This is a genomic window from Candidatus Pedobacter colombiensis (assembly GCA_029202485.1).
In the GTDB taxonomy this organism is placed as follows: Bacteria; Bacteroidota; Bacteroidia; order Sphingobacteriales; family Sphingobacteriaceae; genus Pedobacter; species Pedobacter colombiensis.
Map to the genome: position 1 here is coordinate 5,332,734 of CP119313.1, position 17,889 is coordinate 5,350,622.

A 17,889-nucleotide genomic window follows, 5' to 3' on the forward strand; every position below is an offset into this window, starting at 1 on the left:
GTTTAAATATAATAAATTTAACTAAAATTTATAACGGACAAAAGCTTCCATGGCTTCATACTCAGCCAAACCTAAGCTATCATAAGCCTGGGCAGTTTCTCTGTTTCTGTCCTCAGCACGTTGCCAGAACTCCCTTGCGTCATCACCTGGGAAAACCGCTCTGTCTTTTTGCGACTGGTGTTTGAAGATAGCGAATTTCTTTCTTTCTACTTCTTGGGGACTAAGTGGAACTGCCATTTCAATTTCATGCGTCTCAAATTCCTGCCATGCACCACGGTACATCCATAACCAGCAATCTTTAACCCATTCTTCTGTTTTGGCAAGACGTTTTAAAGCCTCAAGTATGATGTTAAAACAAACGATATGTGTACCATGTGGATCTTCAAAATCACCTGCAGCAAATACCTGATGAGGTTTTACTTTTTGTAGCAATTCCATAGTTAATACCACATCAGCCTCGGTAACCGGGTTTTTCTGGCTCTTTCCACTTTCATAGAAAGGTAAGGCCATAAAATGAATATGATCATCTTCTAACCCGCAGTAACGTGCGCCGGCAATAGCTTCACCTTTTCTAATTAAGCCTTTTACAGTCTGAATTTCAGGGGTATCGATTTGATTTGGTTGTTTTTTCGCAATAAAAGCACGCATGTTTTGATATAGCTTTTTCAACTCAGCGGTCTCTAATCCCATTTTCTCAGAGAAATCGATATTGAACTCTACAAAACGTAAAGCATCATCATCCCATACGGCGGTGTTACCCGAAGTTTGGTAAGCTACATGTACATCTTGTTTTTGATCAACCAGTCTGATAAATGTACCACCCATTGAGATCACGTCATCGTCAGGGTGCGGCGAGAAAATGATAGAACGCTTTTTAGCCGGCTCTGCTCTTTCCGGTCTTTGCGAATCATCAGCATTAGGTTTACCTCCCGGCCAACCCGTAATGGTATGCTGTAGTTTATTAAATATATCGATGTTGATGTTATACACCGGACCTCTTTCAACAGCAAGCTGCGCCATACCGTTGTTGTTATAGTCGTCTTCAGTTAGTTTAAGTACTGGTTTTTTAAGCGTATTAGATAGCCAGATTACTGCTTTTCTGGTCAGTTTTTCATCCCATACACAGTCTTTAACCAACCATGGCGTATCAAAACGGGTTAGTAATGAAGCGGCATCCTGGTCTAAGATGAACTCAACATGTTGAGATAACTGTAGATAAGTTGCAGGAACTTCACTTGAAATTTCTCCTTCGACAGTTTTCTTGATAATTGGTGCTTTTTTCTTATTCCAGGCCATCAGGATAATTTCCCTGGCTTTGAAAATGGTACCCACACCCATGGTAATTGCTTTTGTTGGAACAAAAGATTTACCCCCAAAGTCTCTTGCCGCATCTCTTCTGGTCAGGTCATCTAAGGTAACCAGACGTGTACCTGAGTTTGGTGCAGAACCTGGCTCATTGAAACCGATGTGACCAGTACGTCCGATACCGAGGATTTGTATATCTAATCCTCCCAGGTCTCCAATCTTTTTCTCATAATCCAGGCAAAATGCTGGAATTTCTTCTAAACTTAATGTTCCATCTGGAATGTTCACATTGTTCTTGTCGATGTCAATATGATCAAACAAGTTCTCATTCATGAAGGTCACATAACTCTGTGCAGCATTTGGCTGCATAGGGTAATATTCATCAAGGTTAAAAGTAACCACATTTTTAAAACTTAAACCTTCCTCTTTATGCATTCTTACCAGTTCTGCATAAACTGCAATTGGTGTAGCTCCAGTAGCCAGACCTAAAACTGCCTGAGCATTGTTTTTTTGTTTTTCCTTAATCAGGTTCCCGATGCGATGAGCGACGCTAAGTGATGCTGCTTTAGGGTTTTCAAAGACAGAAACAGGCAGTTTTTCAAAGCGTGTTTCTTCTAGAAGATTTAATCTAGCCATTAGTTTGTTCTTAAAATTTGTACGGAGCAGTAAATATAGGCACTCTGTTGACTTTATCAAATTTTTTAATTACAAGATGTCCTTTTTAAAAAAATGTTTTTTAGTGAAACAGATGCTTTCAAAGAGTTAGTCGGATAACAATCATATTGATAGTATTTGTTTTATATTTATAAATAGATAACCGTTTGTATTCAAAGAAGAAAGGAGGCTTTAGACAGATGACAAAAGAAGAAATTTTAGTCTATATCAAGCAACAGTCTTTAAGCAAAGTAAAAATAGCCGTGTCTGATATTGATGGCGTATTACGAGGTAAATATATCTCGACAGAGAAGTTTGCTTCGGTCGTTGAAGGTTGCTTAGGTTTTTGCGATGTAACATTTGGATGGGATATGGGTGATGTAGCTTACGATAATGTAAAGTTTACAGGGTGGCATACTGGTTACCCCGATGCATTGGTTAAGCTTGATCTGAGTACTTTCCGTAAAATTCCATGGGAAAACAATACTCCCTTTTTTCTTGGAGATTTTGTCGATGAAAAGCATATTCCGGTATACACCTGTCCAAGGCAATTGCTTCGTAAGCTGCTTGCTGATGCCGAAGCTTCGGGTTATCAGCCTTATTTTGCTCAGGAATTTGAATGGTTCAACTTTGCAGAAACTCCGGAAACATTGCATCAAAAGAATTTTAGTGGACTAGCACCATTAACTCCTGGAATGTTTGGTTATTCCATTTTGCGCAGTACATTGAAGAATGAATACATGAGCGACCTGTTTGAGTTACTGTGTCAGTTTGATATTCCGATAGAAGGTTTACATACCGAAACTGGTCCGGGGGTATATGAAGCAGCTATTAAGTACGCTCCGGTTTTAAGGGCTGCTGATCAGGCAGTGTTGTTTAAAACGGCAGTTAAGGAAATTGCCTATAAGCATGGCATCATGGCCACTTTTATGGCTAAAATTAGCGAAAACCTCCCAGGATGTAGCGGACATGTACACCAGAGTTTATGGGATATAAATGCTAAGCGAAATCTGTTTCATGACGAAAAGGATCCGAAGGGGATGAGTGGGTTGATGAAAAGCTATATAGCCGGACAGCTTCATTGTCTGCCACATATTTTGCCTATGATAGCGCCAACCATTAATAGTTATAAAAGATTGGTGGAGGGCGCATGGGCCCCAACTACGCTAACCTGGGGTATTGACAACAGGACTGTGGCCTTGAGGGCGCTGCCGGGCACTGCGAAGACCTGCCGACTGGAAACCCGAGTGGTGGGTTCTGATAGCAATCCTTATCTGGCCTTGTCGGCCTGCCTGGCAGCAGGATTATATGGTGTTAAAAATAACATGAAACTGGATCAGGAAGCAACCAATGGTAACGGTTATAAAGATCTGTCAAATGGCGTATTGCCCCAGAATCTTTATGAGGCTACGCAGCAAATGAAACAATCGGCTATTGCTAAAGAGCTGTTCGGAGCAGATTTTGTGGTGCATTTTACACAAACCAGGGAATGGGAGTGCCGACAGTATGCAAAGGTCGTAACAGATTGGGAACTAAAAAGATATTTCGAAATAATTTAATGGTAATTAAGGTTATGCGTTATGACATTTGATCAAATATATCAGTACAATTTTCCAACAACTATTCGTTTCGGGGCTGGTGCTATAAGGGAATTGCCGGTATATCTTAGGCAGAATGGATTGAAACGGGCATTGATTGTCACAGATTCAACTGTCGCCGATCTTCCTTTTTTTAAAAAGATTGTGAATGATCTAAGGGTGCATGGTATTGCTTTAGAAGTGTTTAGTGATATTCATAAAAATCCGGTAAAAAGTGACGTGTATAAAGGAACAGAGGTGTGGGATGAAACAACCAGAGATAGTGTGATTGGAATTGGGGGTGGTGCAGCATTGGATGTGGCGCGGGCAATAGTATTGAGGGTAAACCATCGCGAAGATTTGTTTAAATATGATGACCTGATTGGCGGCGATATTTATGTGACCAATGATGTACCTCATTTTATTACTGTACCCACCACTTCAGGTACAGGAAGTGAAGTGGGGCGGAGTGCAATCATCGCGGATGACGAGACCCATCAGAAAAGGATTCTGTTCTCACCAAAGTTAATGGCGAAAATTGTATTTGCCGATCCAGTTCTGACAATGGATCTACCTGCATTTATTACGGCAGCTACAGGGATGGATGCACTAACGCATAATATGGAGGCGTTTTTAGCTAAGAACCCACATCCTTTATGTGATGGAATAGCACTTGAAGGCATTTCATTAATCAAGGGTGCGTTGGAGTCGGCAACAAATCATCCGGATATCGAAAGTCGGAGCAAGATGCTGATGGCCTCTATGATGGGGGCCATCGCCTTTCAAAAAGGACTTGGCGTGGTACATTCACTTGCACATCCGCTGTCTTCTTTACTCGATACACATCATGGATTAGCTAATGCCATAAATCTCCCTTACGGCATGGAGTTCAATATTGAAGGATTTGAGGATAAATTCAGACGTATAGCCCGGACACTGGAACTGAAACAGGAAAATGGAAAGGCTGTAGTCGAATATTTGTTTAATCTCAATACTAAAATTAACATTCCTCATCACCTGGGGGATATAGGGGTGAAATTGGAGCATATAGAAACGCTGGCCGATCTTGCATTTGCGGATTTTGCCCATCCAAATAACCCAAAACCTGTTAGTAGGGCTGATTTTAAACATTTGTATTTGAAAGCGCTTTAATTAAATTGCGACTGAAAACAAATTTATGTCGATGAAGAAGAAGTTAGGGATAAGTTATAGTGAAGCCAATTTTCAAAACTATTGGAATTGGTTTACAGCTGAAGATTTGGGAGAGGAGATAGAACTTGTGGAGCTTTCCTTTCTAAGAAATAATAAGGACGACATCGAAAAATGTGATGGTTTTGTGTTGACCGGAGGAGTTGATGTCTTGCCTGCCATATATGGTGGCGCAGAAGAATATCCTTATAAACCTGATGAATTTCTACCTAATCGGGATGAGTTTGAGCGATTGATTTACGAATTCTCACAAAGGGCGAAAGTACCGGTGTTGGGGATTTGTAGAGGGATGCAATACATCAATATTATGGAAGGTGGAAAGGTATTTGAAGACAACGGTGAACAGGCGAATCAATTGCATAAAAAAGGGTTGGAGGATAAAATTCATGGGGTGAATGTCGATAAAAATAGCTTGTTGTATGCTGTAACCGGCAAAGCTGTCGGGCAGGTAAATAGTGCCCATCATCAGGCGGTTAATCCTGGTAAGTTGGGTGAGAACTTGATAGCTAATGCTTATGCAGATACCCCCGATGGGCTTATAGAAGGATTGGAGTTTAAAGATAAAACCGGAAAGGCTTTCATGCTTGGTGTGCAATGGCATCCCGAAAGGATGAAAGAAAAGGAGCTTAATCCACTATCTCAAAATATTAAAGAACAGTTTGTTAAGGAAGTCAAAAATCATAAACGATGAATATTGTTAACCCGGCAACAGAAGAAATAATAGCAACAGTAAAGGAGGATGACAGCAAATCACTTGCCCATAAACGCAATTTGCTTAAGGTGGGACAAAAAAACTGGGCTGCAAGAAGTTTGCAGCAACGCTTACTGATCCTGGAACAGTTTTACGACCTGCTTGGATTGGAGATGGAACGTCTCGCTGGGGTGCTGACTTCAGAAGTAGGCAAGCCGCTATGGCAATCTCGTAATGAAATTAACGGGGCAAGAGGAAGAATTCGGTGGATGCTGGATCATGCCGTGCAGTATCTTTCTGAGGAAATTGTAACTGATACTCCGGAATTGAAGGAACAGATCTCTTACGATCCACTGGGTGTTATATGTAATATCTCAGCCTGGAATTACCCTTACCTGGTTGGGGTAAACGTTTTTGTACCGGCGTTAATTGCAGGGAATGCGGTGATGTATAAGCCTTCGGAGTATGCAACCTTAACCGGATTGGAAATAGATAAATTATTAAAGCAGGCGGGATTGCCAGAAGATGTCTTTAGGGTAGCTATAGGTGCAAAAGAAACTGGTGAACATTTACTGGATATGAATTTTGATGGCTACTTTTTTACCGGATCTTATAAAACAGGAAAGTATATATATGAGCGGGTGGCGCCAAAGATGGTGCCTTGCCAACTTGAACTGGGTGGAAAAGATGCATTATATGTTGCTGATGATGTGACGGATATTGTTGCTGTAGCTGCCGCGACAGCGGATGGTGCTTTTTACAATAATGGACAAAGCTGTTGTGCGGTAGAGCGTATTTATGTGCATGAAAAAGTTTACGACGATTATGTTGCTGCATTTGTGAAAGAGGTGCAGTCCTGGAAGCTAGGATTGCCAACTGATGAGGGTGTTTATATTGGTCCCTTAACCAGAAAAGAACAAATTAGCGTGTTGGAGCAGCAAGTTAAAGATGCACTGGAACATGGGGCTTTACTTTTAGCTGGTGGAAAAAGGGAAGCGCAAAAGGGTAATTATTTTGAACCAACAGTATTGCTCAATGTAACTAATCACATGAAGGTGATGCAGGAGGAAAGCTTTGGGCCTATTATTGGCATAATGAAAGTGAATGATGATGCTGAAGCTACTTATTTAATGCAGGATACAGTATATGGTTTAACTGCGGCTGTTTATTCGGAGAGTAAGGATCGGGCAAAAAGCATTCTCTCACAAATGGATTCTGGTACAGGTTACTGGAATTGCTGCGATAGGGTGAGTGCAGGCCTTCCATGGAGTGGCAGGCGACATTCGGGTATTGGTGCTACACTTTCTCATCAGGGCTTACGTGCCTTTACAAAGCCTAAAGCCTGGCATTTTAGAAGTTAATTAAATGTATCTTCGCACTTTAAGCCATGCTCATGAATTCAAATTGGAAGAGAATCTTCAACATCATTCAAAAACCAGAACGCTTAATTATAGGATTGATGTCCGGTACCTCGATGGATGGTCTGGATATTGCTCTCTGCGGAGTTACAGGTAGCGGCACTGAAACAAGGGTGAGACTGATTGAATTCAAGACTATGCCTTATTCAAACGAGTTTAAAGCAGAAATAAAAGCGATTTTCTCCAGACGTGATGCTGATTTGCAAATGGTGTGTCTGATGAATGAAAAAGTAGCACTTTTACATGCCGATATGATATTGGAGGTTATTGCTTTATGGGGGCGTGAACCAAAAGATATTGATGTGATTGCCAGTCATGGACAAACGATTTTTCATGCACCACATTCCCTTCATGGCTTGGCGAACTACCCAAATGCAACCCTGCAGATTGGAGATGGAGACCATATTGCGGTTAAAACCGGGATTGTTACCATTGCCGATTTCAGGCAAAAGCACATTGCTGCGGGTGGCGAAGGGGCTCCCTTGGCTGTTTATGGAGATTATCTGCTTTTCTCAAAAAAGGATGAAGATCGTATCATGTTGAACATCGGTGGGATTGCCAACTTTACGTATCTACCTGGTGATAATGATGCAGCCAAAGTCTTCTCAACCGATGTTGGACCGGGAAATACCTTAATGGATCAGTTTGTCCAAAAATACTATAAAGGGTTATATTATGATGAAAACGCAAGCATAGCCACTTCGGGTGTGGTAAACGAACAGCTTTTAAAAGCGTTGATGCAATCCGAGTTTTTGGAAGCGGATTTTCCTAAAACAACAGGGCCTGAGCTTTTTAATCTTGAATATTTAGCAGCAGCACAAAACAGGTCGAATACTTTGTTAATCAATAAGGAAGATGTTATGGCAACGCTATGCCGCTTTTCGGCACAGGTAATTGTCAATGCTATTGAAAAGTGCTTCGGAAAAAATAAAACGCCATCTATTTATATCAGTGGTGGTGGTATGCACAATCCTTTGCTGTTGCAGCAGCTTAAAACGCAATTGAATAATGCAAGTTTCCATTCCACTGATGCGCTCGAAATAAACCCTGATGCCAAAGAGGCTGTTTTATTTGCCATTCTTGCCAATGAAACATTGGTGGGGCATAAAATTGACTTTGGTGACCGTGCAGGAGTGCCGTCGGTCCAAATGGGGAAGGTGTGTTTACCTTAGCTGTTTATAACTATTATTAAAGGATCTGTAAAGTTTTTACTCTGTAGGCATTCAATTCCGGTGCTTGTGGATCAAGCTCGGTTATCAAATAATCTATATTTTCCAGAGAGGCTACTTTTAGCCTTAATGAAGTGTCTAATTTCTCTGATATACAAAGTATACCTGCTTTTTTTGAGGAATTGAACATTGCCTTTTTCAGCTGATTGATTTCCCAATCCGTATCTGTAAGTCCATCCTGTGGATGTATGGCACTGGTTCCGAGTAAACAAAGGTCGGCATTGATCTCTGATAGCTGATTGATGACGTGCCCACCATAAGTTACCTGAGAGTTCTTGGAGAATAAACCTCCAATTAAAATGACCTCTAGCTTGGCATATTTGGCAAGCTCAATGGCTACAAAAGGGCTAATCGTAAAAAAGGTAGCATTTAAATTTTCCGGCAGTTGTTTTGCCAATTCAATAATTGAAGTCCCCCCACCTGTTAAAATAACCATTCCGTCTTTGATTAAAGAAATGGTCTTTTTAGCGATGCATGTTTTGGCTTCCTTAGCGTATACCTCGCTATCATCGAAAGAAGATTGGTATGACTTTGAGAGTGCGCCACCATGTACTTTGGATAGCTGACCCTTTTCAGCTAATTCTTGAAGATCCCGGCGAATAGTGTCTTCTGAAACATTTAATAATTGAACAAGGTCGGAGGTAAGTACACGGTTATGTAAATTGATTTGGCGCATTATAAAGTCGTGCCTTTCTTTCTTGAGCATAGCATATATTTTTAGCTAATGTAAATAAAAAAAAGATAAAAATAAGTGCAGGATTTTGCGTTGTTATGCGTCATTTGCCTGCGGTTAAGTTTCAAAATAGTTTATTTTTTATTGCATAATATAAAAAACATTTATGATATTTGCTAAAAGGTTGCAAATCTGCGTTTTATTGCGGGTTTGTGATTTGCCAAAACTGACGCCTAACCAGCAACACCAAACTAGCACACCAAACCAACAACATTAATACTTATTAACAGATTATTTTTTTAACCAAAATTGGAATTTTATGAAAGAAAAATTACTCCTATTAATTATAGGTAGTTTTTTGCTGTTTGCACAATCGTTTGCTCAGCAAAAAACAATTCGAGGGAAAGTTCTGGATGAAGACAGGCTGCCTATGCCTGGTGTTTCAGTTAGAATTAAAGGTGCAATGGTAAGCACTCAAACAGGGAGTGACGGCTTGTATTCCATAAAGGTGAGTCCGGGGCAGATACTTGTATTTAGCTTTATTGGAGCACTGACGCAGGAAAAAGTAGTAGGTAAAGAGGATTTAATAGATGTTCTTTTGAGAACAGATGCTAATCAATTGAGTGAGGTTACTGTGACAGGAGCTTTGGGGATACAAGTACAAAAGAGAAGTCAGGGTTCTGCCATACAAACTATTAGTGGGGCTGAGGTTGCTCAAACGCAAAGAGAGAATTTTATCAATTCGTTACAGGGGAGGATTGCTGGTGTAGATGTGGTAAACTCTTCTGGTACGCCGGGTGCTTCTTCTCAGATTACAATTCGGGGTATTAGTTCTGTAAGTAGCAGCAATCAACCGTTAATGGTTGTGGATGGTATGCCTATGGATAACAATACTTTTAATACCGGAGCCCTGGCAACAAGATCCAATGCGCTCAATAATAGTGGTGTAGATTTTACTAACAGATCTTCGGATTTTAGCCCGGAAGATATTGAAGAAATCACCGTTTTAAAAGGTCCTGAGGCTGCAGCATTGTATGGTATTGATGCAGCAAATGGTGCTATATTAATTACTACAAAAAGAGGGAAGGCTGGTGAAGGAAGAATTAATTATAGCAATAGTGTGCGCTTTGATCACGTGACTAAGCCGCCGGCAATTCAAGATGTTTACAGCATGGGAAGAAATGGAGTGGCTGATGCGGGTTATATTATAAATTACTTTGGACCGAAGTATGCTCCCGATGTAAAACGTTATGATAATATCGGAGGTTTTTTTAAGACTTCTGTTACTCAAAAACATAATCTTTCATTTGAAGGTGGGAACGATAAGGCTAATTATAGAGTTTCAGGGACATATAATCAGCAAAATGGAGTTATCCCAAATACAACGTATGATCGTTATACCCTAACTGGTGCTACCAGAAGTCAGGTTAATAACTGGTTAAATGTTGATCTTTCTTTTACATATTCGAATGCAGATAATAATCAGCCTTTTAGGGGTAATAATGGGGTGTTGATGAACTTGTTATTTTGGCCTGCAACAGATGATGCGAAAAATTATTTGAATCCTGACGGATCAAGAAGGAAACTTAATTTTACAGGTGAAACGGACAATCCGTATTTTAACAATTATGCCAATTATACGCAAACAGGAAATAATAGGATATATACAACGACTGCATTAAATTTTACTTTAGCGAAATGGCTTACTCTTGATACAAGGATTGGGTATGATACTTATGCAAATACAGTTGCTATTTTAAGGCATCCTGAAAGTGCAAGGGGATCGGGAGTGGGAGGTCAATACGACGAAGGGATTACCAATACCAGAAATTTAACCTTAAGAGGGATGTTTTCTGGAAGATTTGATAAAGTGTTCCCTAAATTTGGCTTAAGGTTTAATTTGGGTGTCGAAACTCGTGATGATAAGAGTAAGACAACTGCTATAAGTACTGAAAATTTTTTAGATCCCAATTTTGTCTCTGTAAATAATAGTGTTGCGGAGTCAAGGTTTTCTAAGACGTCTATTATACAGAGAAGATTGATGGGGGTGTATGGGAATTTGGTTATGAATTATGATCGTTTGGTTTATCTTACGCTTACCGGTAGGAATGACTGGTCTTCTACCTTGCCTGTAAATAGTTATTCTTTCTTCTACCCATCGGCATCCTTAAGTTTTGTATTTACGGATTTGAAAGCTTTATCTGGTATTAAATCAGTAGTTAATGAAGGTAAGTTAAGAGCGAGTGTTGCTCAGGTTGGTCGAGATGCTACGCCTTATAGAGTTTTTTCTTCATTGGAGTATAAAGAAGTGGTGGGTGGGGGCTTTGGTTATGGCTTTTATGGCCCTAATCCAAAACTTAGGCCTGAAATGGTAACTGGGTATGAATTTGGCACCGAGTTGTCTTTTTTGAAAAGCCGTTTGGCGTTGGATTTTGCATATTATCACAAGGTTACAAAAGACCAGATTATTGGAGGTATCAGGTCAAGTTATGCAACGCAATTTATTCTTTCGCAGATTAATGGGGGGGTAACTAAAAACTGGGGTTATGAGGTCATGTTGAATGCAAAGCCGATAGTGTCGAATAATTTTGCATGGAGTATAATTGTAAATTTTGCAGCTCAGCGGAATGTTATGGTGTCATTGCCAAAAGATTTGCCTGATACTTATAATTCTGATAGTGCCATATATGGAGATGTAAGATCTGCGTCTGTTCCAGGGCTTTCTATAACTTCCTTTACAAGCAGGTTCTGGCTTAAAAATAAAGATGGGGAGATATTGATTAACCCTAGTAGTGGGTTGCCTATTTTGAGCCTGGACTATATTCCAAATGGATCGGAGCGTTGGCCGGATTGGACAATGGGGGTGACAAACAGATTTGGTTATAAGAATTTCAATCTATCTTTCCTATTGGATATAAGAAAAGGAGGAGATGTGTTGAATGGGACGCAGCGAGAGCTTACTACGCGTGGGTTGTCTTTAGGGACGCTTAATAGAGAAGAGCCAAAGATAATTAAAGGAGTAATAAGAGATGGATTGGAGAATTCTGCCAATCCAACAAAGAATAATATTGTTATCCTGCCATACCTTCAGGATGCTTATTATATTACTGGAGCTGTGGCTGAGCAATTTATAGAAAAGAATGTAAACTACTTAAGGATGCGGGATATTACTTTGTCGTATACTTTACCGGCAAAATTTCTTGCCAAGCAGAAATTCGTTAAATCAGCAAGTGTTTTTACAACTATAACTGATGTATTTATGATCACTAATTATACTGGTTTGGATCCAGTAAATAACGGGAATTCTGCTGCTGTTGGAGGGCCTTCGGCTATAGGTGTCGATATAGGAAACTTTGCGATGCCTACCGGGTTTAATTTTGGTTTGAAGGTTGGTTTTTAATTTAAGAAGATGAAAAAGATAATTTATAGTTGTTTTATAATACTAGGATTGATTGGGTCTGCCGGTTGTAAGAAATGGCTGGATGTGAATAGAAATCCTAATGGACCTGAAGAGGTGTCTGCTAATCTTTACCTGGCGCCAATGTTATATTATGTTGTTCAGGGAGAACAGTGGGATGGAAGGTTTGTTGGAAAATATATACAGAATTGGTCTGATAATACTGATAAAGATACTTGGGATACAATGGGATTTCAGCCCCCGCCGGTAGATAATGGAGGAGAAACCTGGAAGTTGACCTATTACTTTTTGGGTAAAAATCTGGAAGATATGATGAGGATTGCTGAAACTGAGCAACGTTGGGATATTTTGGGGGTTGGGTATATTCTGAAAGCTATTGGTTTTCAGCGTAGTACTGATATGTATGGTGAGCTTGTGATTAAGCAAATGGGCGAGACAGAGAGAACCTCATTTGATTATGATTCTCAGGAGTATGCTTATGGAGAAATAAGGAGGTTGCTTGATTTGGCTATTGTTAATCTGCAGAGAACGGATGGCGTAGTTTCAAAATCTTACCTGGCAAAAGGAGATCTGGTGTATAATGGGGCGAAGGAACAATGGTTAAAATTTGCCTATGGAATGATGGCGCTAAATCTAAGTCATTTGACGAATGGTAAGTCGGGTTATGACGGAGATAAAATTATTGATTATGTAAACAAATCTTTTGTTGGGAATGTTGATAATGCATTATACGGATTTGGTGGATTAACAAGTGCTTTGTCGAATTTTTATGGGCAGAGACGAGGTAATATGAATACGTTTAGACACACTGAGTTTGTAGTGAGTTTGCTAAATGGTACAGCTTTTTCAGGTGTTGTTGATCCGAGATTAAGTAGGATGCTTTGGCCTTCCCCGTCGGGAAATTATAAAGGTCTGCAGCCAACCTTTACACCTGCATCGACTATTCCGGTTGTGGCAGACAGGCCTTTGTCTTTTTTTAATACTTCTGGAAATGTCGTGATAGCTTCTCAGGGAAGATATCTTTTTGATGATGTGGCTAAAGTGCCATTAATGACCTATTCTCAGCTTCAATTTGTAAAAGCTGAAGCAGCCCTACGTAAAGGTTATAGGGATGTTGCGATGGATGCTTATAAAAAGGGGATAGATGCGCATATTGATTTTGTGAATACAACAAATGCGCGAGTTCCTACAGGGACCGCTACACAAATTACAGCACAAGAAAAAACTGCATATATGGGAAATGCCAATGTTGTCCCTTTGACGGATGCTGAGTTGACCTTAAGTCATATCCTTTGTCAGAAGTATATTGCGCAGTTTGGTTGGGCCTTTCTTGAAACATGGACGGATTTAAGAAGATTTCATTATACAGATCTAGACCCTCAAGGTAGAGGGACCCAGGTGTTCAGAGGATTTGCTCCGCCGGATGTGACCCGATTATATGCAGATAATCTTGGGAAAGTTGTCTATAGAATGAAGCCAAGATATGCATCTGAGTATGTATGGAATAGGAATGCACTTGATAAAATAGGAGGGTTGAATCTTGATTTTACCACTTATCCACTTTGGTTTGTTAACCCTTAAATGTTTGAAAAATGAGAAAAATAGATATAAAAATATTGGGGATGCTTATTGTCTTTCCTTTATTGATGATTTCATGTAAAGATAAGGCTGTGTTGGATATTAATGAACCTATTGTTGGTGCTCGTGTCAAGCTATATAATTTTGGAATTAATGCCCCTACAGTTAATTTTTATTCCAATGATACCAAGATTAGTGCTGTGCTTTCTGCAACTGGTGTAGAGTCGATTAATGGGATTAGTTTTGGGAATGTTTATCCTTCTATTGGATATGCGCTTTCTCCTGAAGGCCAAAGACTATTTCAGGCAATTACGCCATCTACAATTACCACGACTGCTCCTAATATGACCATTGCAACAGTGTCATCACAGTTGATTAATGATAGGTTTTATAGTGTTTTTGTGAGTGGTATTTATAATACTACGGATAAAAAAGCTGACTTATTTGTGGTAGAAGATAATTATCCTGAAGGGCTTGATACTGCCAGAACTTATATTAGGCTTGTGAATCCAGGGTCTAATACAAGTACTTTAAAGGCGGTTCTGACAAGGACTACAACTGTGACGGGTCAGCCGCCCGTGGTGGAGGATTTTACATTAGCTTCTGGTGTTCCTTATAGAGGGGCCTCTCCTTTTATGGCTTTTAAGCCGGGGGCGTATTCGATAACGGTCACTGATGAGGCTAGTGGGAAAGTGGTAACAAGAACTGCGACTTCATTTCTAAGGGAGCGTGTTTATACTTTGGCCTTACGCGGAAATCTAGTTACAACTACACCTGCAGTTGCACCTTTTATAGATTTTACGACCAATCAATAATAAAGCATGTCTAACTCAAGAAGGCCATCTCATAACCTAGTTGTGAGATGGCCTTTTGTGTTTATTGCCCGTTTTGATGGGAGTTGTACGCGGCTTTTATTGCGTCTTTATGCGGTTTTATGCAACAGTGCTTTTACAAGCCATAGTGGAGTCTTTGTTTTTTTGCACTTAAAAGCTGAAAAATATTATTGATATTTACGGCTGTTTATAATTTTGCGGTAATTTGCGTGTTTATCCGGGTTGCTAAATTCTAAACAGAAAGAACTTGAATTATTAACCAAATAAGCTTTATGAAAAGAAAAATACTCATGCTATTCTTGAGTACGTTTTTGCTGGTTGCTCATACTATGGCACAGCAAATTACGGTTACTGGTAAGGTAACATCTGCTGGTGATCAGTTGGGTGTTCCGGGGGCCTCGGTCAAGATTAAAGGTACATCATCGGCGGTTCAAACAAATGTCGAGGGAGGTTACTCCATTAAAGTTGCGAAAGGTGATGTATTGGTGTTCTCTTACATCGGTTTTCTGACTCAGGAAAAAACAATTGGCAATGCTTCAGTAATCAATGTTGTACTTGCAACAGATTCAAAAGCTTTGAATGAGGTTGTGGTGACCGCTCTAGGTATTGAGCGGAACAAAAGAACACTGACCTATTCGGTCCAGACTGTTAAAGGAGATGATTTGCGCGATGCGAATCAATCGAATATCATCAATGGTTTGCAGGGGCAGATCGCTGGCGCCCAAATTACCTCATCTGGTGGTTCTCCAGGCTTACCTTCAGAAATTATTTTGAGAGGTGTTTCGTCCTTAACCGGAGATAATCAGCCTTTGATGATTGTGGATGGTATTCGGGTGAGTAATGCGTCTACAGATGGTACTGTGAACAGATTGGCGGATTTTAATCCAGCTGATATTGAGAATATTTCCGTATTAAAAGGAGCAGCAGCTGCTGCACTATATGGTATCGATGCTGCATCAGGGGCAATTATTATCACCACTAAAAAAGGAAAAGAAGGGAAGTTACAGTCTAACCTTTCCTATAAGTCTTTCATAGAGACTGTAGGTCGGACGCCTGAACAGCAAAAGCTGTACACTTCAGGTACGGGAAGTGGTTTTGATGAAAGTTCAATCTCCTCATGGGGTAGAAAATACAGAAGTGATGAATTAATATATGATAATATAGATAGGTTCTTTAAAACAGGAGTAGTGCATGATGTGAATTTTAATAGCACAGGTGGTGCCGAAAAATTTAACTATTATATGTCTGGTAACTACCGCAATGGTTCATCTATTATTCCCAATACGGAAACAGATAAATTTTCGGTGTTGATTAAAGGATCTGCAAAACTGGCTAAAAATCTGGAATTAAATGCTTCTGCCAATTACATTAATAACAATATCAAGGAAGGAATTGTAGGCGGGTCTTCGGGGGGGTATGCAAATGGTATTTATATGTACCCGCTACGTTATGATATCAACAGATACCAGTATCCAAATGGAAATCCATATTATGAATACTATGAAAATAGTGGTTCAGAAGAAACAGCAAGGATATCGCCAATGTGGTCTGTGATGAAAAACCCACGGAACACGGGAACACAACGTATTGTAGTAAATGGTGAGCTGACCTATAATGTGAACGACTGGATTAATTTATCTTATCGTTCCGGACAAGATTATTACAACCAGGATTATAGCAATATAACTGTACCGGGTACGCCAGGGAGTTATATGACCGGTGGCAGGCTTTATCAGACCAAAGGAAACTATAAATATCAGACAAACATATTTAACAGTACGTTTGACAAGAAAATCATCTCTGACTTGAGAGCTACGCTGATTTTAGGTGCGAGCTCGGAATACTTTGAGGTGAGTACCAATTCCTTTACAGGGGAGGGCTTTATTGTGCCAGATGTATATAGTGTAAACAATATTCCGGCTAATAACCTGATTACTACCGAAGGTCTTAGAAAAAGACAGCGGTATGCGGTTTATGGTGATTTTAAATTGGACTATAAGAATATCCTGAGTTTAGGGGTTACAGGACGTAACGACTGGTCATCTACCCTTCCTATAACTGCCAGATCATTTTATTCTCCGTCTTTCTCAGGGAGCTTTTCTTTCTCAGAATTGTTTGAAAATAAGGATAGCTGGTTTGGTAAGTTGAGAGCTAGTTACGCCAAGGTAGGTAAAGATGCGCCGATTTATGCAACATATACTACTTTATTACCTTACTATGGTATTGGTGGTGGTTATCAAAATAACTCAACAGGTGGAAATACCAAACTGGTGGCTGAAACTACAATTGAAAAGGAGTTCGGTTTTGAGCTCAGGTTGTTTAAAAGCCGCTTAAATTTAGAGGGTGCATATTATGATAAGCAAAGCCGTGATCAGATTGTAACTGCCAGAGTTCCGCTTCCTACAGGTTTTGTAATTCAAACCTTTAATGCGGGTAAACTTAGAAATAGAGGTTTTGAACTCTCTTTAAATGGAAGTCCGATTAAAACTAAAGACTTTACTTGGTCTGCTACTTTAAATACCTGGATCAATAGGTCTAAAATGCTTCAATTCCCAGGACAGATAGAAGTATTCCCTTATACTTTTGGTCAGCCATATAATGCTGCAAAAGCCGCTTCAATGTTAAATATGCCTGTATTGGGATTGGTTGGGACGGATTACCTGAAAAATGCAGACGGTTATACGATTATTGGAAGTGATGGTTATCCGGTAATTAATAGCGAAAATCAAGCTATATATATTGGAAATCGTGAGCCTAAAATTAACTTCGGATTTTTAAATAAGCTGAATTATAAAGAGTTTTCATTGTCATTTTTATGGGACTTCCGTTTAGGTGGAGATGTATACAATGCAACACGTTTGGGTATGACTGCAAGGGGTATTTCTAGAGAAGTTGGTGATTGGAGAGATCGATCATTCACTTTTAATGGAGTGGCTTTACAGGAAGACGGTTCTTATGCTAAAAATACGAAAGAGGTTCCGCTTAACTACACTTATTTTGTGAACAATTATACTGCTGTAGGTACCAATTTTATAGAAACAGTTAACTGGGCAAGGGTAAGATATATTACCTTCGGTTATACACTTCCAAAGAAATATACCGACAGGTTAAAACTTGCCAGAGTAAGTCTTGAGCTTTCAGCTCAGAATCCTATCCTGATTACCAACTATTCAGGTGGAGATCCTGAAGTAAACAGCGCTGGCCCTAATGCCGGTGGTGGAGGTGGTAGTACCATGGGTGTCGATTATGGGGCTATACCATTGTCAAAAACCTATTCGATAGGTATTTCTGTGGGCTTTTAATT

The 17,889-nt window shown here is 39.8% G+C and carries 11 protein-coding genes; 9 read left to right on the plus strand and 2 right to left on the minus strand.

The features are described from left to right. Nucleotides 1-21: 21 nt before the first annotated feature. Complete coding sequence (nagB, locus tag P0Y49_22285; protein ID WEK19505.1) at nucleotides 22-1,941, minus strand: glucosamine-6-phosphate deaminase; 1,920 nt, start codon at nucleotides 1,939-1,941, stop codon at nucleotides 22-24. 218 nt (nucleotides 1,942-2,159) lie between these two features. Between nagB and P0Y49_22290 the strand changes: the two genes are divergently transcribed. Genes P0Y49_22290 through P0Y49_22310 form a run of 5 tightly spaced genes read left to right on the plus strand, consistent with a single transcriptional unit; the run spans nucleotide 2,160 to nucleotide 8,026 of the window. Next, a complete protein-coding gene (locus P0Y49_22290) occupies nucleotides 2,160-3,518 on the plus strand; it encodes a glutamine synthetase family protein (GenBank protein ID WEK19506.1) in 1,359 nt (452 codons plus the stop codon). Nucleotides 3,519-3,539: 21 nt separating this feature from the next. Continuing rightward, complete coding sequence (locus tag P0Y49_22295; GenBank protein ID WEK19507.1) at nucleotides 3,540-4,688, plus strand: iron-containing alcohol dehydrogenase; 1,149 nt, start codon at nucleotides 3,540-3,542, stop codon at nucleotides 4,686-4,688. 31 nt (nucleotides 4,689-4,719) lie between these two features. Beyond that, nucleotides 4,720-5,436, plus strand: coding sequence for a gamma-glutamyl-gamma-aminobutyrate hydrolase family protein (locus P0Y49_22300; GenBank protein ID WEK19508.1), 717 nt, complete (start codon nucleotides 4,720-4,722; stop codon nucleotides 5,434-5,436). Next, a complete protein-coding gene (locus P0Y49_22305) occupies nucleotides 5,433-6,797 on the plus strand; it encodes an aldehyde dehydrogenase family protein (protein ID WEK19509.1) in 1,365 nt (454 codons plus the stop codon). Before P0Y49_22300 ends, P0Y49_22305 begins: the two co-directional genes overlap by 4 nt. Nucleotides 6,798-6,829: 32 nt before the next feature. Continuing rightward, the gene (locus P0Y49_22310; protein WEK19510.1) at nucleotides 6,830-8,026 is read left to right on the plus strand and encodes an anhydro-N-acetylmuramic acid kinase; all 1,197 of its coding nucleotides are present in this window, start codon (nucleotides 6,830-6,832) and stop codon (nucleotides 8,024-8,026) included. A gap of 16 nt (nucleotides 8,027-8,042) precedes the next feature. On the opposite strand, the gene P0Y49_22315 is transcribed toward P0Y49_22310, so the two are convergent. Beyond that, nucleotides 8,043-8,789 carry a DeoR/GlpR family DNA-binding transcription regulator gene (locus P0Y49_22315; GenBank protein ID WEK19511.1) on the minus strand — a complete coding sequence of 249 codons (747 nt, stop codon included), beginning with the start codon at nucleotides 8,787-8,789 and terminating at the stop codon, nucleotides 8,043-8,045. Nucleotides 8,790-9,075: 286 nt separating this feature from the next. Here P0Y49_22315 and P0Y49_22320 point away from each other — a divergent pair, with 286 nt between their 5' ends. The 4 genes from P0Y49_22320 to P0Y49_22335 all read left to right on the plus strand — a co-directional run bounded on the left by P0Y49_22320 (nucleotide 9,076) and on the right by P0Y49_22335 (nucleotide 17,887). After that, entirely contained in the window at nucleotides 9,076-12,156 is a 3,081-nt protein-coding gene (locus P0Y49_22320; protein WEK19512.1) for a SusC/RagA family TonB-linked outer membrane protein, read from the plus strand. Nucleotides 12,157-12,165: 9 nt separating this feature from the next. Next, a complete protein-coding gene (locus P0Y49_22325) occupies nucleotides 12,166-13,755 on the plus strand; it encodes a SusD/RagB family nutrient-binding outer membrane lipoprotein (protein WEK19513.1) in 1,590 nt (529 codons plus the stop codon). Nucleotides 13,756-13,766: 11 nt separating this feature from the next. After that, on the plus strand, nucleotides 13,767-14,567 hold the full coding sequence (locus P0Y49_22330) for a hypothetical protein (protein WEK19514.1): 801 nt from the start codon (nucleotides 13,767-13,769) through the stop codon (nucleotides 14,565-14,567). Between the two features lie 290 nt (nucleotides 14,568-14,857). Continuing rightward, on the plus strand, nucleotides 14,858-17,887 hold the full coding sequence (locus P0Y49_22335; protein ID WEK19515.1) for a SusC/RagA family TonB-linked outer membrane protein: 3,030 nt from the start codon (nucleotides 14,858-14,860) through the stop codon (nucleotides 17,885-17,887). Nucleotides 17,888-17,889: the final 2 nt, after the last annotated feature.